Annotated in this window: 21 protein-coding genes and 1 tRNA gene; 10 read left to right on the top strand and 12 right to left on the bottom strand. The window is 64.0% G+C overall.

From position 1 onward, the window contains the following. Positions 1-2 precede the first annotated feature (2 nt). Positions 3-2,687: a DNA gyrase subunit A gene (gene gyrA, locus ABCV34_RS07120; protein ID WP_345798508.1), complete on the bottom strand. Its 2,685-nt coding sequence runs from the start codon at positions 2,685-2,687 to the stop codon at positions 3-5. 373 nt (positions 2,688-3,060) lie between these two features. Between gyrA and ompA the strand changes: the two genes are divergently transcribed. The 7 genes from ompA to ABCV34_RS07155 all read left to right on the top strand — a co-directional run bounded on the left by ompA (position 3,061) and on the right by ABCV34_RS07155 (position 8,132). Continuing rightward, complete coding sequence (gene ompA, locus ABCV34_RS07125; RefSeq protein ID WP_345798509.1) at positions 3,061-3,630, top strand: outer membrane protein OmpA; 570 nt, start codon at positions 3,061-3,063, stop codon at positions 3,628-3,630. Between the two features lie 91 nt (positions 3,631-3,721). Then, positions 3,722-4,429 carry a bifunctional 2-polyprenyl-6-hydroxyphenol methylase/3-demethylubiquinol 3-O-methyltransferase UbiG gene (gene ubiG, locus ABCV34_RS07130; protein WP_345798510.1) on the top strand — a complete coding sequence of 236 codons (708 nt, stop codon included), beginning with the start codon at positions 3,722-3,724 and terminating at the stop codon, positions 4,427-4,429. A 21-nt stretch (positions 4,430-4,450) separates the two neighbouring features. Next, positions 4,451-5,134 (top strand): HAD-IA family hydrolase, encoded by a 684-nt coding sequence (locus tag ABCV34_RS07135; RefSeq protein ID WP_345798511.1) that lies wholly within the window; start codon positions 4,451-4,453, stop codon positions 5,132-5,134. A 19-nt stretch (positions 5,135-5,153) separates the two neighbouring features. Next, on the top strand, positions 5,154-6,143 hold the full coding sequence (locus ABCV34_RS07140) for a diaminopimelate dehydrogenase (protein WP_345798512.1): 990 nt from the start codon (positions 5,154-5,156) through the stop codon (positions 6,141-6,143). 112 nt (positions 6,144-6,255) lie between these two features. Beyond that, on the top strand, positions 6,256-6,819 hold the full coding sequence (locus ABCV34_RS07145) for a DUF924 family protein (protein WP_345798513.1): 564 nt from the start codon (positions 6,256-6,258) through the stop codon (positions 6,817-6,819). A 91-nt stretch (positions 6,820-6,910) separates the two neighbouring features. After that, positions 6,911-7,261 (top strand): carboxymuconolactone decarboxylase family protein, encoded by a 351-nt coding sequence (locus ABCV34_RS07150; RefSeq protein ID WP_345798514.1) that lies wholly within the window; start codon positions 6,911-6,913, stop codon positions 7,259-7,261. A 139-nt stretch (positions 7,262-7,400) separates the two neighbouring features. Continuing rightward, positions 7,401-8,132 (top strand): RNA polymerase sigma factor, encoded by a 732-nt coding sequence (locus ABCV34_RS07155; protein ID WP_345798515.1) that lies wholly within the window; start codon positions 7,401-7,403, stop codon positions 8,130-8,132. Positions 8,133-8,206: 74 nt separating this feature from the next. Here ABCV34_RS07155 and ABCV34_RS07160 read toward each other — a convergent pair whose 3' ends face one another. Together ABCV34_RS07160 and ABCV34_RS07165 are read right to left on the bottom strand one after the other, a co-directional pair. Then, the gene (locus tag ABCV34_RS07160) at positions 8,207-8,731 is read right to left on the bottom strand and encodes a plastocyanin/azurin family copper-binding protein (protein WP_345798516.1); all 525 of its coding nucleotides are present in this window, start codon (positions 8,729-8,731) and stop codon (positions 8,207-8,209) included. Between the two features lies 1 nt (position 8,732). Next, positions 8,733-9,161 carry a hypothetical protein gene (locus ABCV34_RS07165; protein ID WP_345798517.1) on the bottom strand — a complete coding sequence of 143 codons (429 nt, stop codon included), beginning with the start codon at positions 9,159-9,161 and terminating at the stop codon, positions 8,733-8,735. 181 nt (positions 9,162-9,342) lie between these two features. On the opposite strand from ABCV34_RS07165, the gene ABCV34_RS07170 reads away from it, so the two are divergent. Next, the gene (locus ABCV34_RS07170; protein ID WP_345798518.1) at positions 9,343-9,708 is read left to right on the top strand and encodes a hypothetical protein; all 366 of its coding nucleotides are present in this window, start codon (positions 9,343-9,345) and stop codon (positions 9,706-9,708) included. Between the two features lie 57 nt (positions 9,709-9,765). Here ABCV34_RS07170 and ABCV34_RS07175 read toward each other — a convergent pair whose 3' ends face one another. The 5 genes from ABCV34_RS07175 to ABCV34_RS07195 form a co-directional block, all read right to left on the bottom strand. Beyond that, a complete protein-coding gene (locus tag ABCV34_RS07175; RefSeq protein WP_345798519.1) occupies positions 9,766-10,554 on the bottom strand; it encodes a biotin/lipoate A/B protein ligase family protein in 789 nt (262 codons plus the stop codon). Then, the gene (locus ABCV34_RS07180) at positions 10,551-10,856 is read right to left on the bottom strand and encodes a biotin--protein ligase (protein ID WP_345798520.1); all 306 of its coding nucleotides are present in this window, start codon (positions 10,854-10,856) and stop codon (positions 10,551-10,553) included. The genes ABCV34_RS07175 and ABCV34_RS07180 overlap by 4 nt, the downstream gene beginning before the upstream one ends. 122 nt (positions 10,857-10,978) lie before the next feature. Beyond that, entirely contained in the window at positions 10,979-12,031 is a 1,053-nt protein-coding gene (locus ABCV34_RS07185) for a hypothetical protein (RefSeq protein ID WP_345798521.1), read from the bottom strand. A 7-nt stretch (positions 12,032-12,038) separates the two neighbouring features. Beyond that, on the bottom strand, positions 12,039-13,883 hold the full coding sequence (locus ABCV34_RS07190) for an SLC13 family permease (RefSeq protein WP_345798522.1): 1,845 nt from the start codon (positions 13,881-13,883) through the stop codon (positions 12,039-12,041). An 81-nt stretch (positions 13,884-13,964) separates the two neighbouring features. Then, positions 13,965-14,055: transfer RNA gene (locus ABCV34_RS07195), tRNA-Ser, on the bottom strand. Positions 14,056-14,180: 125 nt separating this feature from the next. On the opposite strand from ABCV34_RS07195, the gene ABCV34_RS07200 reads away from it, so the two are divergent. After that, positions 14,181-14,543, top strand: coding sequence for a hypothetical protein (locus tag ABCV34_RS07200; protein ID WP_345798523.1), 363 nt, complete (start codon positions 14,181-14,183; stop codon positions 14,541-14,543). Between the two features lie 77 nt (positions 14,544-14,620). Here the strand turns inward: ABCV34_RS07200 and serS are convergent, their stop codons facing one another. Beyond that, complete coding sequence (gene serS, locus ABCV34_RS07205; protein ID WP_345798524.1) at positions 14,621-15,961, bottom strand: serine--tRNA ligase; 1,341 nt, start codon at positions 15,959-15,961, stop codon at positions 14,621-14,623. 168 nt (positions 15,962-16,129) lie between these two features. On the opposite strand from serS, the gene ABCV34_RS07210 reads away from it, so the two are divergent. Continuing rightward, on the top strand, positions 16,130-16,738 hold the full coding sequence (locus ABCV34_RS07210; protein WP_345798525.1) for a HutD family protein: 609 nt from the start codon (positions 16,130-16,132) through the stop codon (positions 16,736-16,738). A gap of 77 nt (positions 16,739-16,815) precedes the next feature. Here ABCV34_RS07210 and ABCV34_RS07215 read toward each other — a convergent pair whose 3' ends face one another. Genes ABCV34_RS07215 through lolA form a run of 3 tightly spaced genes read right to left on the bottom strand, consistent with a single transcriptional unit; the run spans position 16,816 to position 19,623 of the window. Further along, entirely contained in the window at positions 16,816-17,511 is a 696-nt protein-coding gene (locus ABCV34_RS07215) for an aspartate/glutamate racemase family protein (protein WP_345798526.1), read from the bottom strand. 4 nt (positions 17,512-17,515) lie between these two features. Continuing rightward, entirely contained in the window at positions 17,516-18,919 is a 1,404-nt protein-coding gene (locus ABCV34_RS07220; protein WP_345798527.1) for a replication-associated recombination protein A, read from the bottom strand. Continuing rightward, positions 18,919-19,623, bottom strand: a complete 705-nt coding sequence (gene lolA, locus ABCV34_RS07225) for an outer membrane lipoprotein chaperone LolA (RefSeq protein WP_345798528.1) — start codon at positions 19,621-19,623, stop codon at positions 18,919-18,921. The genes ABCV34_RS07220 and lolA overlap by 1 nt, the downstream gene beginning before the upstream one ends. Between the last annotated feature and the right edge of the window lie 39 nt (positions 19,624-19,662).

The raw sequence follows: 19,662 nt of genomic DNA on the forward strand, positions 1-19,662 counted from the left end.
GTTCAAGTCGAAGAAGAATCATTGGACGAGCCGGCAACATCGGGTGCCGCGCCGCCATCGGGGCCGGCCGCGCCCGAGGCGGGATCCGTGGCATCGCCGGATTCGGAATCGTCCTCGTCCGCATCGCTTTCGGCGACCCGGCGCACGCCGGACAGGCGGCTGTCCTGATCGACATTGATCAGGGTGACCCCCTGGGTAGCACGGCCCATCTCGCGGATCTCGGCGACCCGGGTACGAACCAGAACGCCGCCGGTCGTGATCAGCATGATCTCGTCTTCGGGCTGGACCAGCACGGCGCTGACGACCTTGCCGTTGCGCGTCGAGGTCTGAATCGCGATCATGCCTTTGGTGCCGCGGCCATGGCGCGTATATTCGACGATGGAGGTGCGCTTGCCATAGCCATTTCCCGTGGCCGTCAACACGCTTTGCGTTTCGTCTTCCGCAACCAGCAGGGCGATCACGGACTGGCTGTCATCCAGCGACATGCCGCGCACGCCGCGCGCCGTGCGACCCATCGGGCGCACGTCGTTCTCGTCGAACCGCACCGCCTTGCCGGCGTCCGAGAACAGCATCACGTCATGCTGGCCGTCGGTCAGTTCGGCACCGATCAGGTAGTCGCCCTCGTCCAGGCCCACGGCGATGATGCCGGCCTTGCGCGGGTTGGAGAAGTCCGATAGCGGGGTCTTCTTCACGGTACCCCGCGACGTGGCCATGAAGACGTAATGATCGTCGCTGAAGCCCTTGACTGTCAGCACGGCGGTGATGGTCTCGCCATCGACCAGGGGGAACATGTTGACGATGGGGCGGCCACGTGAATTGCGCGAACCCTGGGGCACTTCCCAGACCTTCAGCCAGTAGACACGGCCACGATCGGAGAAGCACAGCAGATAATCGTGCGTATTGGCGATGAACAACTGGTCGATCCAGTCGTCATCCTTCATCGTGGTGGCCTGCTTGCCGCGCCCGCCCCGTTTTTGCGAACGATATTCGGACAGCGGCTGGCTCTTGATGTAGCCGCTACGCGACAAGGTCACCACCATGTCCATCGGGGTAATCAGGTCTTCGGTTTCCAGCTCGGTCGCGTTGAACTCGATTTCCGAACGGCGCGGATCGGCGGCGCCGGAGAATTCCGCCCGGATGGCCTGGAGTTCGTCGCCGATGATGGTCGTGACGCGTTCCGGCCTGGCCAGGATGTCCAGCAGGTCGGCGATCGTGTCCATGATCTCGCGGTATTCGCCGACGATCTTGTCCTGTTCCAGGCCAGTCAGGCGCTGCAGGCGCATGTTCAGGATTTCCTGGGCCTGGACCTCGGACAGGCAGTACTGTCCATCGGACTGCAGGCCGTACTGTGGCTCCAGTCCTTCGGGACGGTAGGCTGTGCGCCCGCCGGAGGCGATGTTGGCGTCTGCACGGGCCAGCATTTCCCGGACCAGGGACGAATCCCAACTGCGTTCCATCAGGGCCTGACGCGCCACGGGCGGCGTCGGAGCGGCCTTGATGATGGCGATGAAGTCGTCGATATTGGCCAGCGCCACGGCCAGGCCTTCCAGCACATGGCCACGTTCGCGCGCCTTGCGCAACTGGAAAATAGTGCGACGGGTGACGACTTCACGGCGATGCTGCAGGAAGTATTCCACCATTTGCTTCAGGTTCAGCAGGCGCGGCTGGCCATCGACCAGCGCCACCATGTTCATGCCGAAAGTTTCCTGCAGCTGCGTGTTCTTGTAGAGGTTGTTCAGGACGACCTCGGGGACCTCGCCGCGTTTGAGTTCGATGACCAGGCGCATGCCGTCCTTGTCGGACTCGTCGCGGATGTCGGAGATGCCCTCGATTTTCTTCTCGTTGACCAGTTCGGCGATGCGTTCCTGCAGGGATTTTTTGTTCACCTGGTAAGGAATGGCATCGACCACGATGGCCTGCCGGTTACCGTGCGTGAGGTCTTCGAAATGGGTCTTGGCGCGCATGATGACGCGGCCGCGCCCGGTACGGTAGCCCTCGCGCACGCCGGACATGCCGTAGATGATGCCGCCCGTCGGGAAATCCGGCGCGGGGATGCGCTCGATGAGCTCGTCGATGGTGCAATCCGGGTTGCGCAGGCAGTACAGACAGCCTTCGACGACCTCGGATAGATTGTGCGGCGGAATATTGGTGGCCATGCCCACCGCGATCCCGGCGCTGCCGTTGACCAGCAGATTGGGCAACCGCGACGGCAGCAGCAGGGGTTCCTGCTCGCTGCCATCATAGTTGGGGCCAAAATCCACTGTGTCCTGGTCGATGTCCGCCAGCAATTCGTGGGCGATCTTGGACAGCCGGACTTCCGTGTAGCGCATCGCGGCCGCGTTGTCGCCATCGATCGAGCCGAAGTTGCCCTGCCCGTCCACCAGCATGTAGCGCAGGGAAAAATCCTGGGCCATGCGCACCATGGTTTCATAGACCGCCGAATCGCCGTGCGGGTGATATTTACCAATCACGTCGCCGACGATACGGGCGGATTTCTTGTATGCCCGATTCCAGTCGTTGTTCAGCTCGTGCATCGCAAAGAGCACGCGCCGATGTACGGGCTTGAGCCCGTCGCGCACATCGGGCAATGCGCGTCCCACGATCACGCTCATCGCGTAATCCAGATAACTGCGGCGCATTTCGACTTCGAGCGAAATGGGCAACGTCTCTTTGGCAAAGGATTCCATGTATATGTCCGAAACCTACAGGCGTGAAACAAGTGGGGGCCAATCGTTGATTCTATCATTCACCCCGATGTCCCATCGGTTGCACCGGCTATCGGCGGTGAAACGTCGCCGCGACTCTTTTATCCCACCAGACGTTGCAAAAATCCCACAGCCTGATGGCCTGGTCCCAGGAAATCGCGCCAAGTGCGCATACCTGAGCATCAACACTTAACTCCACCGGGAAAAATGCCTTAAGATTTCGGCTAACACGCACCAAACCCAGCGCAATTCATAGTTTTCCAACTGGACATTGCTATACTGGAATCGTTCTTTCGAGATGCGGCGGGGGTTCGCTGCGGTCACTTTCAAGCATCATGCTCAAACGAGGAGAAACATGAACAAACCCTCCAAAATCGCAATCGGACTCGCCATTGCTGCCATGGCTGCCGTGGGTACCGCGTCGGCTTCCGACAACGTGACCAACGTCGACGGTCACGTCTGGAAGGATGCCAGCGGCCAGAACTGCTGGCGCGATGCATTCTGGACGCCGGCCACCGCCGCTGAAGGCTGCGGCAAGCCCGTCGCCGAAGCCCCAGTCGTCGCCCCGACCGCCAGCAAGGTCGTCCTGAACGCCGACACCTTCTTCGACTTCGACAAGTCCACGATCAAGCCCGAAGGCAAACAGGTCCTGGATCAGGTCGCCCAACAGGCCAGTTCCATCAATCTGGAAACCATCATTGCCGTGGGTCATACCGACTCCATCGGTACGGTGGCCTACAACCAGAAACTGTCCGAACGCCGCGCCAACTCGGTCAAGCAATACCTGATCAGCAAGGGCGTCCCGGCTGACCGCATCTACGCCGAAGGCAAAGGCAAGAGCAGCCCGGTCGCTTCGAACAAAACCCGCGAAGGTCGCGCCAAGAACCGTCGCGTGGAAATCGAAATCGTCGGCACCCGCAAATAATCCGGTTGGCCGCACGAGTCGCCCCGCCTCTGGCGGGGCGGGACCCAAGGCTCCGCGCGTGCGGGGCCTTGTTCATTTCAGGATACCCATCATGCAAACCGCCAACGTCGACCAGGCAGAACTCGACAAATTCAGCGCGCTGGCTTCCACCTGGTGGGATCCGCAAGGTGAACTGAAAACACTGCACGACATCAACCCCCTGCGGCTGGACTGGATCCGCACCCAGGTGGGGACGTTGGCCGGCTGCCGGGTGCTCGATGTGGGCTGCGGAGGCGGCCTGCTGGCGGAGGCCATGGCGGCCGAAGGCGCGCAGGTGACGGGCATCGACCTGGCCTCCCAATCCCTGCAGATCGCCCGCCTGCACGGGCATGAATCCGGCGTCCAGGTGCAATATCAATGCATCAGCGCCGAAGACTATGCCGCACAGCAGCCTGGCCAGTTCGATCTGGTGACATGCATGGAACTGCTGGAACATGTGCCGGATCCCGCCTCGGTGGTGAACGCCTGCGCGCGTCTGGTGCGCCCGGGCGGGCTGGTGTGCTTTTCCACCTTGAACCGCAATCCCAAGTCCTTCCTGCTGGCAATCGTGGCTGCGGAATACCTGCTGCGCATGGTCCCCCGGGGCACGCACAGCTACGAACAGTTCATCACTCCCAGTGAACTGGCCTCGGCCGCACGCGCATCCGGCCTGGAAATCGCCGCGCTCAGCGGTATCCAGTATCAGCCGCTGACGCGGCTCTATCACTTGTCGGCGGACGCGGGTGTGAACTACCTGATGGCCGCCCGCCGCCCGGACTAGGGCCTGCTCAGACTCATCCCCATGCCGAACCACCTGATCCTGTTCGATTTCGACGGCACCCTGGCCGATACCGCTCCCGACCTGGCTGCCGCCGCCAACCGCCAGCGGCAGTATCGCGATCTGCCGCCGCTGCCCTACGAGGACTTGCGCCCCCATGCGTCCCAAGGCGCGCGCGGCCTGCTGAGAGCCGCGCTGGGCATGATGCCGGAAGACCCCGAATACGCCGCCACGCGCCAGCGGTTCCTGGATGACTATGCCCAGGCCATGCTGGTCCACACCTGCCTGTTTCCCGGCGTGGAGACGCTGCTGGATCGGCTGGCCAGACAGACCCTGGCCTGGGGAATCGTCACCAACAAGGTCGAGTCCCTGGCGCTCCCGATCGTACGCCATCTGGCGCTCGACACGCGCTGCACGGTGACTGTGGGGGGTGACACGACACCCTACACCAAGCCACACCCTGAGCCTCTGCTGCATGCCGCCCGCCAGGCCGGCGTCAGCCCCGAACGCTGCATCTACATCGGCGACGATGCCCGCGACATCCAGGCGGGCAAGGCCGCCGGGATGGCGACCGTCGCAGCCGCTTATGGCTACTGTTCCCTGGATGACCCGGCGCGCTGGGACGCGGACGCCATCGCCCTGTCCCCCGCGGATCTGTGGCCGATCATCGAGCGCTGGGCTGTGCGCGATAGGATCCGGCAGCCGTAAATTTTCTGCAAGGAACCACATGGCATCATCCCCTATCCGCATCGGTATCGCCGGCTACGGCAACCTGGGACGCGGCGCACAGGCCGCCATCGCCTGCCACCCGGACATGCATCTGGCCGGCATCTTCACCCGCCGTCCCGCAACCACCCTGTCCGTCGGTAATTCGACGGTACCGGTCTGGCCACTGGCCGACGCGGCCGCTCACCGGGACGAGATCGACGTGCTGATCCTGTGCGGGGGCTCGAAGGACGACTTGCCTGTCCAGGGCCCCGAACTGGCCCAATGGTTCACCACGGTGGACAGCTACGACACCCACGCCCGTATTCCACAGTATTTCGAGGCTGTGGACACCGTCGCCCGAACGCACGGCAACTTGTCCATTCTGGCGGTAGGCTGGGACCCGGGCCTGTTCTCCATCAACCGTCTGATGGGCGAAGCCATTCTGCCGGGCGGCGCCACCTATACCTTCTGGGGCAAGGGGCTGAGCCAGGGCCATTCCGACGCCATCCGCCGGGTACCGGGCGTGGCGGGCGGCGTGCAGTACACCATTCCAGTCCCGCAGGCCGTCGAACGGGTCCGATCCGGCGAGCAGCCGCAACTGGGCACGCGCGACAAGCACACCCGTGAATGCTATGTCGTCCTGCAGCCCGGCGCCGATGCGCGGCAGGTGGAACAGGCCATCGTCACCATGCCCGATTATTTTGCGGATTACGACACTCGGGTCCATTTCATCGATGCCGACACATTGCGGCGCGAACATGCCGGCATGCCGCATGGCGGGTTCGTGATCCGCAGCGGCCAGTCCGGCAGCGGCGACTCGCAGGTGATGGAATATTCCCTGAAGCTCGCCAGCAATCCAGGGTTCACCTCCAGCGTGCTGGTGGCCTATGCCCGGGCCGCCTGGCGCATGAAGGCCGCGGGGGAAACCGGCGCACGCACGGTATTCGACGTGGCGCCCGGCCTGCTCTCCCCGAAATCGGCTGCGGATCTGCGTCGCGAGCTGCTGTAAGCCGTCGGTCGGACCGGCGATTCCGCCGCCCTGAGGCATCGGGGATTGGAGTACCTTTATGGGTGCCGCCCGCCCTGACGGCGGTACCCAGCCAATACCTACCGGGGATGCCATGAACCACACGCCACAGACTGTTCCGACCCTGCGCCACGCCGCCCAGGCTGTGGTGGATTTCTGGCGCGAGGCGGGGCCCGGCAAGTGGTTCGCCAAAAATGCATCCTTCGATGCGACCTTCCGCAGCCGGTTCTATGACGCGCACTATGCGGCGGCCCGTCAGGAGCTCGAAGACTGGCTGACGCAGCCAGTCTCGGCCCTGGCTCTGATCCTGTTGCTGGACCAGTATCCGCGCAATGCCTTCCGGGGAACCGGCCACATGTTCGCCACCGACGGACTGGCCCTGGCCTACGCGCGCCGCAGCCTGGGTTTTCTGGACCAGTTCGAGCCGGATCTGCGCAAGTTCATTTGCCTGCCGTTCATGCACTCCGAAAACCTGGCCGTGCAGGAAGAAAGCCTCAACCTGTACCGTCTGCGCGTCCCGGATGCTCTGCGCCATGCCACCGAGCACCGCAACATCATCGTCCGCTTCGGCCGGTTCCCGCACCGCAACGCGGCACTGGGCCGCATCACCACTCCAGAGGAACAGGCATTCCTCAACAACGGCGGATTCGCGGGGTAGGGGGCTCCTCCCTGACACCAGCAAGGGATCCCTGGCCGGTCGGGACAGCCAGGTCTATGATGACAAGAGAATCCAGACACAGGAGCTTTCCATGGATACAACACCCATGTACCCCCATGCCACTGCCGAACTGGCCAAACGCCGGGCGGAACTCGCACCGGAACCGCTGGCCGCCTTCAAGGCATTCAGCAAGGCAGTCTTCGCACCCGGCGCCCTCGACACCAAGACCAAGCAACTCATCGCCGTCGCCGTCGCCCACGTCACCCAGTGCCCGTATTGCATCAAAGGCCACGCAGAAGGGGCCTCGCGCGCGGGCGCGACGGATGCCGAAATCATGGAGGCCATCTGGGTCGCGGCGGAAATGCGGGCGGGCGGCGCATACGCGCACTCCAATCTGGCACTGCAGGCACTCGAAGGCCTGCACGGGCACTCGCACGCATAGTCGTCCGCATGAGGGCCGCGGGCCGGGCACGCGACACCGCCGAATGCCCGCCCGCGGGACGGGACACCTCCGGCGACAGCCGGTGAAACGTTTCCCGGGGTACCGTCATCCAATGGCACCACCGGAATTAGGAGACGATGTGGACACCCAGATTCAACACGACTTCGCAAAGGCCGACGATCTCTCGCTGATCGCCTATTGCAGGGCCGGCCACCTGGCCGCCTTCGACATCCTGATGCGCCGGCACAACCAGCAGCTCTACCGCGCGGCCCGCAGCATCCTGCACGATGAAGCCGAGGCCGAGGATGCCGTGCAGGATGCCTGGTGGAAAGCCTTCCAGCATCTTGGCGACTTCCGGGCTGATGCCCAACCGGCGACCTGGCTGACCCGCATCACCGTCAACGAGGCCCTGATGCGCCGTCGACGAAACAAATCGCGCGAAGCTCACATCCAATCGGCATACCAGGCTTCCAACGAGCAGGACCGCATGCTTCCTCCCGGCTCCAATGTCCCCGCCCCCGACACGGCGCGCCCAGACCAATCGGCTTGGCGTGCGGAACTGCGGCAGCGAATCGAGCAGCACATCGACGCGCTGCCCGACATCTACCGGACCGTGTTCATGTTGCGCGGGGTCGAGGAAATGCCGGCCGCCGAGGTCGCCCAGGTGCTGGGCATGCCCGAGGCGACCGTGCGGGTGCGTTTCATGCGGGCACGCCACCTGCTGCAGACCGCCATGCGGCAGGAATTCGATCCAAAGGCCGCTGGCGCCTTTTCATTCGCGGGCGAGCGCTGCGACCGGATCGTGGCCGGCGTGCACGTGCGGATGCGCGCAGCGGGACTCCTGCCGGGCCCGACGGACAACACACACTGAAAGGCCCGTCCCACCCAGGAGGTGAAATGGGCCCTTCAGGCCGCGCCAGGCGATGAGTCCCGGCCAGGTTGGGGTCAATCGACGTGACCGGTCTTCAAGATGTCGGCCACCGTGGGAAAGTTCGCCAGGGCCACGGCGGGCAGTTTGGTATCGGTCGCCGCATAAGGCTCGACACCAGCCGGCGCCTCGCCCACGATGATCCGCCCGACCATCCCCGCCATCTCGTGCGGGATGCAGAAATAGTCATAGACACCGGGCACATCCAGCACCGTCGCAAAGGACTGATCAGGCAGCAGATAGCCGGAATTCCAGGGGGTGGCCGCAGCGGGAATCCGCAGGGGCTTGCCGTTGTCGGGATGATAGGCGGTCGTCGTGTGCGCACTGCCCGCCTGCCGGTTCACCCAGCGCACTGTCTGTCCAGGCCGGATCAGCAGCCCCCGGGGCCGGAACCAGACGCGGGCACCATCCGGCGTCCCGGACATCTCGATGACCACCTCGTCAGCGGCACCGGCCCGCCGGATCAGGGCTGCCGTCAGCAACAGTCCGCCACCGGACGCCAGCAGGCGCCGCCGTCCCGGATTGAAGGGGATGGTGTTCATATCATTTGGCCACGCGGCTTTCCCCGGACACCGGTACATTCCACAGGACGATGTGGATATGCGGCTCTTCAACGCCCGGGTGACCGGCGTTGTACTGGATGTCCACGTGATCGACCTTGCCGGCCGGCGCCTTCAGATCCTGCAAGTTCATACCCGCCTTCATCTGCGAGATCGGAATCATGTAGGTGGTGGTGACCAGATGGCCTTTGTGGTCATAACCCAGAAACGGCCCTGCCGGGATGGTCGACGGGTCAACGAACAACTGCCCCAGGCCAGGAATGAAGCTGGGCAGCTTGACCAGGGAACTGACGGCCTTGTAGGGGGCGGCGGGCGGCGCCTTCATCACTGAAGTCTGTGCGGCCAGCGCACCGGCGGAACCCACGGAAAGCACCAAGGCGGCGGCGGCCGCCATCAACATTGAACGTTTCATCTGAATCTCCCGAAGCACGCAGCGAAAATCGCTGGTTTCGTGCATTGGATGCGGACATCCCGGAAGCCGTTTCACGATCGTTGCCGTGTCCGGGCACGAGACTTCATCTTCCAGTATGAAGCTTCAATGAAACAGGACGCCATGCTACGATCCCAGGCATTGTCAACCACCCCGATCCCCCATGACAGACACGTCCACGCCTTACCACGCCAACGCAGCCGACAACCTGCGCTCGGCCCGCAATCTGGCCCTGGTGGTCTATGCCCTGCAGGTTGCCGGATTCTTTCTGGGCGGCGTCCCCTCTGTGATCGGTGTGATCATCAATTACGTCAAGCGCGGCGACGTCCAGGGCACCTGGGTGGAATCGCATTTCCGCTGGCAGATCCGCACCTTCTGGTTCGGCCTGTTGTGGGGGGTGATCGGCGCCATCCTGGTGTTCGCCTATGTCGGTGTCGTCATCCTGGCGGTCAACACCGTCTGGATCATCTACCGGATCGTGAAGGGCTGGCTGCGTCTGAACGACAACCAGCCCATGTACCAGAACTGAACGATCGCCGGGGCAACCGCCTCTGGAAACCATCGTGGGACCGCAGGCCCCGCGTGGTCAGGGCACCTTGGCCAGCCAGGCCTCGGTGCCGAATTTTTCCCCGATCAGGCGTTCGGCCGCCGCCTGCTCGTCCGGCGTCAGCGCCCCGTCGCGCAGCCCGTTGCGGCGCCGGAAGGTATCCACCATGTGCTGGATGACCACTTCGCGCGCTAACCCCGTCTGGCTGCGCAGAGGATCGACCCGCTTGGCCGCCGACGTCGTGCCCTTGTCCGACAGCTTTTCCCGACCGACGCGCAGCACCTGCAGCATCTTCGTGGCGTCGATATCGTAGGCCATGGTGACATGGTGCAGCACGGCTCCGCCGCGCCGGGCCTGGGCGGCCCCGCCAATCTTGCCGCCTTCGGATGTGATGTCGTTCAGGGGCTGATACCAGGCTCTGATGCCCAGGTCGCCCAGCGCCTGCAGGACAAAGTCGTCCATGCAGGCATAGGCATCCTGGAAACTCATGCCTTCCACCAGCGACAGCGGCGCATAGATCGAATAGGTGATGGTGTTGCCCGGTTCGACAAACATCGCGCCGCCACCGCTGATGCGGCGCACCACCTGAATCCCGTGCGCCTGGGCGGCCTGCGCATCGACTTCATTTTTCAGGGACTGGAAGATCCCGATCACCACCGCCGGCGCCGCCCATTCCCAGATCCGCAGGGTCGGCGCACGCCGGCCGGCAGCAACTTCGTCGAGCAGGACCTGATCCAACGCCATGTGCCGCAGCGGCATCAGCGGCCCGGGGTGAACGAGCTGCCAGTCGAAATCCGTCCACTGGCTACGAATCGATGTCTCGTTCATGCCAGCGCCCGCTGAATAACGACGGCAATCCCTTCGGGACTCAGGCCGAACATCTGGACGTCGGCGTCCAGGGCGCCCCGGACCGCGTCCGCCAGATGCCCGGCATCCGTACCGCAAGGCAGCCCTTCGAGGGCGGCATTGATGGCATCGAGCGCCTCGGGGGGTTCCAGAAAGAAATCGCCCGACAGCCGCACGTCTTTCAGCCGTCCCTCATTGACCCGCAGGTCGACCACCACCAGTTTGCCGCCGGGAATCTTGTATTCCCCATGGCCGCTCCTGGGATTCCTGGTCGTATCGTTCATCCGTTTTTCCCGTCAGTGTGCCGCCATTATGAACGGGATCGACACGCCACAGCAGTCCATCCGGACAGCCCGACGGCAAATGTCAACGTCGCCCGCCACCTGAGCCGGACGCGCCGCAAGGTTCAGGGGTGATGCGAAGTCATGGTGTGCCCATGCAGGGGATACAGCGAGTTCGACGCACGGGCCGACTGAAAGTAAATATCGGGCAGCGCCAGACTGCGCGCTGCCAACAGGTCGGGACGCAGGGCGATCAGATAATCGCGGTTGGCCTCGGGCGCGGGCAGCGGCTGGCCGGACCTGACGGACTGCAGGGCCCGCAAGGCCTGGTGCGCAGCCTGCTCGCCCAGACCCCGCGCGGAAGGCACCACGGCCAGCGCGCCACCACCCGCCACAAACGACTCGCGGCTGCCGATCACCAGGGGCTTCGAGGTCCGCTCGGTCCAGTCCGCCAGAACGGCGGTCTCGACATCTTCCGCGCTGCCCGGCGCCTTGGGCAAGCCACCCGTGCTCAGGACCAGCAGGACGTCGGCGTCCTCACCGGCCGCCTGCACGGCAGTTTGCCAGTCGACATAGTCATTGACCAAGTCAACCCCCAGCAGACGGTCAGGTCCCCAATCGAAGTCCCGCACCTGCCGCGCCTCGGCGCGCCCGGTTGGATCATTGATACCCAGCGCCCGGATGCGCACCGGACGGCCCAGGAAGCGCGTAATCTCGAGAACCTGGCCCAGCGGTAGCGATTCCAGCACACCCGTGACATTGCGCGCCGACGGGTAGCCGAACTCGGCGGGCTCCTCGCCCATGGCATAGACCAGACGGGGGGCCGGACTGCCCGCATAATGCCGGCCGACGAATTCCTGGGCTTCCTCGCCCACCGTCACGACCACGTCCGGGTTCCAGCCATCGATCATTTCGCGGCTGCGGCGACTCGCCGCCATCCACTGCCGGGTACTGAGATGCTGGGAAAACAGCATGTAGTGCCAGCGCACGGAGTTCGGCTCCAGATTGCGGGCCAGTTCCTTGCGAAAGCCCGCGTCAAACGCCTTTTCCCAGGCGCCGTCCTCGGAAAAACTGTGCAGGATCAGCAGGCGCGGCTTCTGGTGGTTGAACACCACCAGCAAAGACAGCAGCAACACCACCAGGATTCCCGCGCACACCACGGCCAGCCGGTTTTTCATGGCATCCTCAGTACAGCCCCAGCCACTTCCAGTACGGAATCGAGGCATAGGCCAGCACGATCCGCAATGGATTCAGCCACCAGGCATAGCGGAAAAACAGCATCTCGTCACAACGCGACCGCAGCCCCGCAGCCAGCGCCTGCTGCAGGGCCGAATTCTGATGCGGCATGAACCAGATGTCGGAAAATAACGACGCCAGAAAGACCACCAGCCAGGGATGGATCCCCTGTTCCAGCCCGATCGGCATCAGCACGGTCACCGCCAGGATCATGCCCGCAGTCAGCGGCAGCACCAGGCGCAAGGCAACCGTCACCACGAGCGCCAGCAGGATGAACCACCCCAGGCTACCCCCCACCCAGTCCAGATGATGGCCGATCGCCTGGATCATCAGGACGTCCAGCCCCAGGTAATGGATCGCCTCGGTCAGTCCATCCAGGCAGAGCAGGAAGAAGATCAGCGGCCAGTCGATCTGTGTCTTGAACGCCCCCTTGTTGAACAGCCCCAGGATCAGCAGGCCAATCAGCACGAAGCCCGCCAGCCAGGCGGTCTGCGACTGATGCCACTGCGGAACGATCGCACCCAGCAGAAATACCAGGAATGCCAGCGCCGCAACCCATTCCGGAGCCCGCAACGGCCCCAGCAAAGTCATCTGAGCCTGGATCCGCGCGACGGGCAGGGGCCTGCTGACCTCGGCGCGAAACAGAAACCGCATCGCGAGCGCGTGGACACCCAACAGCCCCACGGCGACGACCGCTGCACTCACCAGCCACCCCAGGCCCTGGTATTCGGCACGCACCTGCGTCGGCAGGCTGACGAACGCGGCCAGATTGGAGGATTTGGCCGTCAGCAGCAAGGGCGAAAACAGGGTCGCCCCGGTGAACACCGCAATCATCAAGGCGCTGGCCTCGCGGCTTTGGGCACGCGCGCCCAGGCTGTCGTCCATTTCCCGGTACAACGGCAGGAGCAGTGCCAGACGCGCATTGGCGGACGGCATCACGATCGACAGCAGAAAACCGAACAGCGTGAGCGCCGCCCGATGCCAGAAGGCGGAGTCGGGCAGACGGACCAGCACCCACAGCATGAATCGATAGGCCAGTCCGGAGCTGACCATGACCGCGGCCAGCGCATAGACCCCCAGCAACAGGAGAAACGTACGTGAATAGAATCCGTGCAACGCCACGTCGGCCGGCACCAGATCGATGAACAACATGGCCACCACCGCCATGATGGGCGGAATGAATTCGTCGACCAGAGCGAACAGCCACATCAGCGCCGTCAGCGTGAACAGACCCAGATAGACCGCCGCCTGGGGCGGCAGCCCCGCACGATCCGCCAGCCACCAGACCAACGGCGGAACCACCAGGGCGGCACCCCAGCCGATCCGCTGCCTCCAGGGCAACGGACGGGCTGCGGCCACAGGCACGGGCGGATGGGCGGGAGGCGAAAGCTCGCCTAATCGCGCCGCCAGACCGAGCAACGCGCCGGATTTCAGCGGCGGATTGTGTGACGCGAGTTCGAGCAGGGCCGCGCGCGCCACCCGGACGGCGGCAACCGGGGTCACCGCACGCGCATTCGTCAGATGATGGGCATGGGTCGCGCTGTCTGCAAATGCCTCGGCGCCAAAGGCGTCCCCAGCACCCAGCGGCGCGGATGCGCGCGTCGACGCGAGTTCGACCTGACCTTCGAGAATCCAGTAGGCATGCCGCGCCTGATCGCCTGCCCTGTAGATTTCGTCGCCCGCCGCGAAGTCACAGGACTCGGTGGCGGCAAGCAGCCGGGCGCGATCCAGCGGCGAAAACTGGGCGAGCAGCGGGTGTTCCTGAATGGTGATGGCGAGTCGATCAGCCTGCATCGGGGGTACGGAACCAGAATGTTTGAAGCACTGTAACCAAAAAACCCGCCATGTTGGGAAACATGCGGGCTTTTCGATGACTGGCGGAGAGGGTGGGATTCGAACCCACGGTGCGGGGAAACCGCACGCCTGATTTCGAGTCAGGTACATTCGACCACTCTGCCACCTCTCCGGATCGACTGCGGTCAAGCCGTGCATTCTAGCATAAAAAACACAGCACTCTGGTGCACCAGCATTGCTGGAAGCTGACAAACCACTTATAGTGAAACAAGGCGTAGCAAACAGTTGGAGGACACCATGAACATCCAAGCGCTGCATTTCATGCTCGACGCCGACGGCAATGGCGTCATTGCGGGCTGGGAAATCCTCGCGGCCCTGAAGTGGTTCTTCACGCTACCAGGCCGCCTGCTGGTCGAAGGCCTGGGCAACATCCCCATCATCGCCGATGCCTTCGGCATCCAGGCGTCACAGGCCACAGGCTACGCCAGTTTTCACGGTTTGCTGGCAACCGGATCCAGCCTGGTGTTCTGGGTCCTCGTCCTGTATTTGCTGACCCGCATCGGTTCCAGTCACGAGGACGACAGCGCCCCTATCGCACCGCCCGCCGTACCCGGCATGCCCCACTATCGCGGGCCGAAACACCGGAACCACACTGGCTGACATGACACGCGCGACGCGGCGGGACTGGCCCGCCGCATCGGCCCTGCACGATCACCCTGCGGACATGGGCAAGACGCCTACTTTGACTGAATGATTTCCAGCCCGCCCATGTAGGGCCGCAGTACCGCCGGAATCACGATGCTGCCGTCGGCCTGCTGATAGTTTTCCAGCACAGCGACCATGGCGCGCCCCACCGCCAGCCCCGAACCGTTCAGGGTATGCAGGTATTCGGGTTTGGCCTTGGGGCCTTCCGGACGGAAACGGCCCTGCAGGCGGCGCGCCTGAAAATCCAGGCAGTTCGACACGGACGAGATCTCGCGCCACGTGTTCTGGGCAGGCAGCCAGACTTCCAGGTCGTAAGTCTTGGCCGAGCCAAACCCCATGTCCCCGGCGCACAGCAGCACTACGCGATACGGCAGACCCAGGGCCTGCAGCACGTGTTCGGCGTGGCCGACCATCTCGTCGAGCGCCTGCCAGGACTGGTCCGGATGTACGATCTGCACCATTTCGACCTTGTCGAACTGGTGCTGGCGAATCAGGCCGCGCAGATCGCGACCGCCACTGCCCGCCTCGGAACGGAAGCACGGCGTGTGAGCTGTCAGCTTGACCGGCAGATCCTGCGCATCCAGGATGCGGTCGCGCACCGAACCCGTCAGCGGGATTTCCGCCGTGGAAATCAGGTACAGATCTTCGGCCTGGCCTTCGTCATCCGGCGTGCTGCCCTGCCCGCCCTTGGTGACCCAGAACATGTCGTCCTTGAACTTCGGCAACTGGCCCGTGCCATACAGCGTCGAGCTGTTGACGATGTAGGGCGTATAGCATTCCTGATAGCCGTGTTCACCGGTCTGCAGATCCAGCATGAATTGCGCCAGCGCGCGATGCAGGCGGGCAACGGGGCCGCGCAGCATCATGAAGCGCGCCCCTACCAAGGAACGGGCAGCCTCGAAATCCAGACCCAGGGGCTCGGCCAGCGTCACATGGTCACGCGGCTCGAAACCCAGGCCGGCCGGGTTGCCATCCGGTCCCGCCGTGCCGGGCAGCCAGCGGCGCACTTCGACGTTGTCCACCTCGGACGCGCCATCGGGCACACTGTCGTCCGGCAGGTTGGGGATGGTCATCAGCCACTGTGATAGTTCCTGCTGCACCGCCGCCAGGTCCTGCTCCAGGGCTTTCAGGCGATCAGGAATCGCCTGGGATTCCGCCAGCACGGCAGAGGCATCTTCACCCCGGAACTTCATCTGACCGATCTGCTTGGCCAGCGCATTGCGGCGTGCCTGCAGTTCCTCGGTCTGCACCTGGACAGCCTTGCGGCGGGCTTCCAGGGCATGGTAGCGATCCGTATCGAAAGTCAGGCCACGGCGGCCCAGTGCCCGCACGACGCGGTCCAGGTCCTTGCGCAGCAGATTGGTGTCTAGCATGGTGATGGGCGAATGATGAAGACCCACGGGAAAAAGATCCCGAAAAGGCCGTGACTGGGCCCGAACAGCGGACGGACCAAAACCGGCGCCACGAATGACGGCATCCGAAGCCCGGATATTGTATTAAATTAAATGATCGAACCCCGATTTCAACGAACACACTGACTCATGCAGGACATCATCCGCTTCATCGCCGCCCAAGAACTGCAACCCACCCCGTGGAAGAACGGGGGCGGCGTCACCCGCCAGATCGTCATCCACCCGGCTGATGCCAGCGCCGACGATTTCATCTGGCGCATCAGTGCCGCCGACGTGGCGTCGGCTGGCCCCTTTTCGTACTGGGAGGACATCGACCGCATCCTGGTTCTGACCGAAGGCGGGCCCATGCGCCTGATCCGCACGGATACCGGCCGGGAAACGCTGCTGGAAGCCGGCACACGGCTGTATTTCGCAGGCGAAACGCCCTACACCGCCGAACTGCCGGCCGGCCCCGTGCGGGATTTCAACCTGATGCTGCGCCGCAAACAGGCCCATGGCTGTGTGGACATGCGCAGCGGCCACCAGAAATTGCCCCTGCGTCCCGGCGACACCATCCTGCATTGCGTGCAGGGCCGGTATCAGGCCGATCTGCCGGCGCATCTGGGTGGACGGCGCATTCTGGACACCGGCGACACACTGCACATCACGCTGGACTACGTGCCGTTTTTCACCCTGGATCTGAGCCCGCTGACGCCGGATGCCCGGCTGGTGGATGCCCGGGTGAATCTGTATCCCTGATCCAACGAGATCGGTGCGACCCGGGCCGAAACTTCGTCGAGGACGACATGCGGGTCGGTCTCATCGAGCCAGCCGCATCAGCAACCCAGCGCAGTCTCCGCCGCCGCCCGTGCATGAATTGCCGTGGTATCGAACAGCGGGACGCCGGCATCTTTCTGCCCGACCAGCAGGGAAATTTCGGTACAGCCCAGGATGATGCCTTGGGCGCCGCGGTCGGCCAGGCGCTGCATCACCACGCGATAGGCTTGACGCGAGGCATCTTCGATGCGGCCTAGGCACAGTTCTTCGTAGATCACGCGGTGGACGAGCGCCCGATCCTCCGGAGTCGGCACCAGCACCTCGATGCCGTGGGCATCCTGCAGACGGTCACGGTAGAACGCCTGTTCCATGGTGAAAGCGGTACCCAGCAGCCCAATACGGCTCAAGCCAGCCTGGCGGATCACGGCTGCCGTCGGGTCGGCGATATGCAGCAGCGGGATCCGAACGGCCGTCTCGATGGCGGGCGCGACCTTGTGCATGGTGTTGGTGCACAGCACCAGGAAATCCGCACCGGCACGTTCCAGGGCACTGGCCGCATTCGCCAGGACGACGCCGGCGGCATCCCAGTCGCCCCGGTGCTGCAACTGCTCGATTTCAGCAAAATCAACACTATAGAGGACTATCCTGGCAGAATGGAGGCCGCCCAGCCGGGCCTTCACGGCTTCGTTGATCTGGCGGTAATACGGCACGGTGGATTCCCAGCTCATGCCGCCGATCAGGCCAATGGTTTTCATGGTTTCAGCCCCCTCCCGCTTCCTCATCCCACTTTCGCAGCTGTGACAGCTTCTCGCCGATCTTGATTTCCAGCCCGCGGGGCGCTGGCTGATACCAGCCTGGTTCAACCATGCCATCGGGCAGGTAGGTTTCGCCCGCCGCATAGGCATTGGGCTCGTCGTGGGCATACCGGTACTCATGCCCATAACCCAGTTCCTTCATCAGCTTGGTCGGGGCATTGCGCAGATGCACGGGTACCTCGCGGCTCTTGTCCTGCTTGACGAAGGCGCGGGCCTGGTTGTAGGCCATATAGCCGGCGTTGCTCTTGGCTGCGATAGCCAGGTAGATGACGGCCTGCCCCAGCGCCAGTTCGCCTTCCGGCGAACCCAGACGTTCATAGGTGGCCGCCGCATCGTTGGCGATCTGCAGGGCGCGGGGGTCGGCCAGGCCGATGTCTTCCCAGGCCATGCGAACAATGCGCCGCGCCAGGTAGCGCGGATCCGCGCCGCCATCCAGCATCCGGGTCAGCCAGTACAGGGCGGCATCGGGGTGGGATCCGCGCACGGATTTGTGCAGAGCGGAAATCTGATCGTAGAAGTTGTCGCCGCCCTTGTCGAAACGACGAGCATTCAGGGTCAGCGCGTTCTGAATGAAACCGGCATCGATCCGCGTGATGCCGCTGGCGCCGGCCGCGGTCTGGCACTGTTCCAGCAGATTCAGCAGGCGCCGGGCGTCGCCGTCGGCATAACCGACCAGCGTATCGACGGCCAAATCGTCGAATGCCAGGTCCCCCATGGCCTGCGTGCGCGCCCGTTGCGCGAGCAGCCGCAATTCGTCTTCTGTCAGGGACTTCAGGACATAGACCTGGGCGCGCGACAGCAGGGCCGAATTGACCTCGAAGGACGGGTTTTCCGTCGTCGCGCCGATAAACGTCACCAAGCCGCTTTCGACAAATGGCAACAGCGCATCCTGCTGGGATTTGTTGAAGCGGTGGATTTCATCCACGAACAGGATGGTGGGCTGGCCTCCGGCCCGATTCTGTTCGGCCTGGGCCATGGCGGCGCGAATGTCCTTGACGCCCGAGAACACGGCGGACAAGGCGATGAAGGCGCAATCGAAGGCGCTGGCGGTCAGCCGCGCCAGGGTGGTCTTGCCCACGCCCGGCGGCCCCCAGAAAATCATGGAATGCGGCTTGCCGGACTGGAAGGCCAGCCGCAGCGGCTTGCCCTCGCCCAGCAGGTGGGACTGGCCGATGACCTCGTCCAGGGACTTCGGACGTAATGCCTCGGCCAGCGGGGCATTGACGGCTGGCCCCGGCGGGGATGACGCGGCCGGCCCCCGGCCGGGAACGCCGCCTGGGGCACTTCCGGAAAATCCGGCGGCACCTGGGTCCGGCGCATCCCCCAGCAGGTCACCCTGTGTCGCCATCAGTTCATCTTCACCAGATCGGCGCCCTTGGGCACGGTGAACTGGAACTGGCCGGCGGGGATCGCGGGGTTGGCCTTCAGATCCGAAAACTGGATGCGCGACGTCTGGCCAAAGGCATCCAGCAGTTCCAGGCGACGCGGCAGGCCGTCCGTAAAGCCGATGTCGGCATGCACGAACCCGGCATCCGGTGTTTTCGGGACGGCGCGCAGCCACTGCAGGCCGTCCCGATCGGGTTGCAGTTGCAGATTGAAGGCCTCGTCCAGCGAACCGGAGCCGAACAGCAGGGCCGCGGGCGATGCGCCGATCGCCTGGCCTGCCTTGCGCTCGGTGACTTGTTCCAGGTCTGGATCATATTGATAGACGTGCTGCCCGTCGGACACGATCAGTTGGGCATAGGGCTTGAGCACCTGCCAGCGGAACTTTCCCGGGCGCTGAAAGGCAAAGGTGCCGTTCTGGACACGTTTGGTGCCGTCCGTTGCCGCCTGTTCCTGGCGGAACTGTCCGGTGGCGGACTTGACCTTTTCCACGAAGGACTGCAACTGGATCTGGGCACTGTCGACTGCCGCAGCCACCCCTGGCAGGCCCAGCAGCCCGGCCAGCAAGGCCCCCGCGCACAGCGCTCGGCAACGGCCTGACAGGGCCGGACCCGGCAGCCGGCGCCCGGCTTCGGAACCCATATGACGATTCAGGAAAAGCGATTTCATCTGACGTTCTTTCCGATTGAATGCTTCGATCTTCGACGC

Source organism: Castellaniella sp. MT123, assembly GCF_039614765.1.
GTDB lineage: Bacteria > Pseudomonadota > Gammaproteobacteria > Burkholderiales > Burkholderiaceae_B > Castellaniella.

Excerpts from the sequence above, each read along its gene's own strand:
- gyrA (WP_345798508.1), bottom strand. The coding sequence starts at position 2,687 with ATGGAATCCTTTGCCAAAGAGACGTTGCCCATTTCGCTCGAAGTCGAA.
- ompA (WP_345798509.1), top strand. The coding sequence starts at position 3,061 with ATGAACAAACCCTCCAAAATCGCAATCGGACTCGCCATTGCTGCCATG.
- ubiG (WP_345798510.1), top strand. The coding sequence starts at position 3,722 with ATGCAAACCGCCAACGTCGACCAGGCAGAACTCGACAAATTCAGCGCG.
- ABCV34_RS07135 (WP_345798511.1), top strand. The coding sequence starts at position 4,451 with ATGCCGAACCACCTGATCCTGTTCGATTTCGACGGCACCCTGGCCGAT.
- ABCV34_RS07140 (WP_345798512.1), top strand. The coding sequence starts at position 5,154 with ATGGCATCATCCCCTATCCGCATCGGTATCGCCGGCTACGGCAACCTG.
- ABCV34_RS07145 (WP_345798513.1), top strand. The coding sequence starts at position 6,256 with ATGAACCACACGCCACAGACTGTTCCGACCCTGCGCCACGCCGCCCAG.
- ABCV34_RS07150 (WP_345798514.1), top strand. The coding sequence starts at position 6,911 with ATGGATACAACACCCATGTACCCCCATGCCACTGCCGAACTGGCCAAA.
- ABCV34_RS07160 (WP_345798516.1), bottom strand. The coding sequence starts at position 8,731 with ATGAACACCATCCCCTTCAATCCGGGACGGCGGCGCCTGCTGGCGTCC.
- ABCV34_RS07165 (WP_345798517.1), bottom strand. The coding sequence starts at position 9,161 with ATGAAACGTTCAATGTTGATGGCGGCCGCCGCCGCCTTGGTGCTTTCC.
- ABCV34_RS07170 (WP_345798518.1), top strand. The coding sequence starts at position 9,343 with ATGACAGACACGTCCACGCCTTACCACGCCAACGCAGCCGACAACCTG.
- ABCV34_RS07175 (WP_345798519.1), bottom strand. The coding sequence starts at position 10,554 with ATGAACGAGACATCGATTCGTAGCCAGTGGACGGATTTCGACTGGCAG.
- ABCV34_RS07180 (WP_345798520.1), bottom strand. The coding sequence starts at position 10,856 with ATGAACGATACGACCAGGAATCCCAGGAGCGGCCATGGGGAATACAAG.
- ABCV34_RS07185 (WP_345798521.1), bottom strand. The coding sequence starts at position 12,031 with ATGAAAAACCGGCTGGCCGTGGTGTGCGCGGGAATCCTGGTGGTGTTG.
- ABCV34_RS07190 (WP_345798522.1), bottom strand. The coding sequence starts at position 13,883 with ATGCAGGCTGATCGACTCGCCATCACCATTCAGGAACACCCGCTGCTC.
- ABCV34_RS07200 (WP_345798523.1), top strand. The coding sequence starts at position 14,181 with ATGAACATCCAAGCGCTGCATTTCATGCTCGACGCCGACGGCAATGGC.
- serS (WP_345798524.1), bottom strand. The coding sequence starts at position 15,961 with ATGCTAGACACCAATCTGCTGCGCAAGGACCTGGACCGCGTCGTGCGG.
- ABCV34_RS07210 (WP_345798525.1), top strand. The coding sequence starts at position 16,130 with ATGCAGGACATCATCCGCTTCATCGCCGCCCAAGAACTGCAACCCACC.
- ABCV34_RS07215 (WP_345798526.1), bottom strand. The coding sequence starts at position 17,511 with ATGAAAACCATTGGCCTGATCGGCGGCATGAGCTGGGAATCCACCGTG.
- ABCV34_RS07220 (WP_345798527.1), bottom strand. The coding sequence starts at position 18,919 with ATGGCGACACAGGGTGACCTGCTGGGGGATGCGCCGGACCCAGGTGCC.
- lolA (WP_345798528.1), bottom strand. The coding sequence starts at position 19,623 with ATGAAATCGCTTTTCCTGAATCGTCATATGGGTTCCGAAGCCGGGCGC.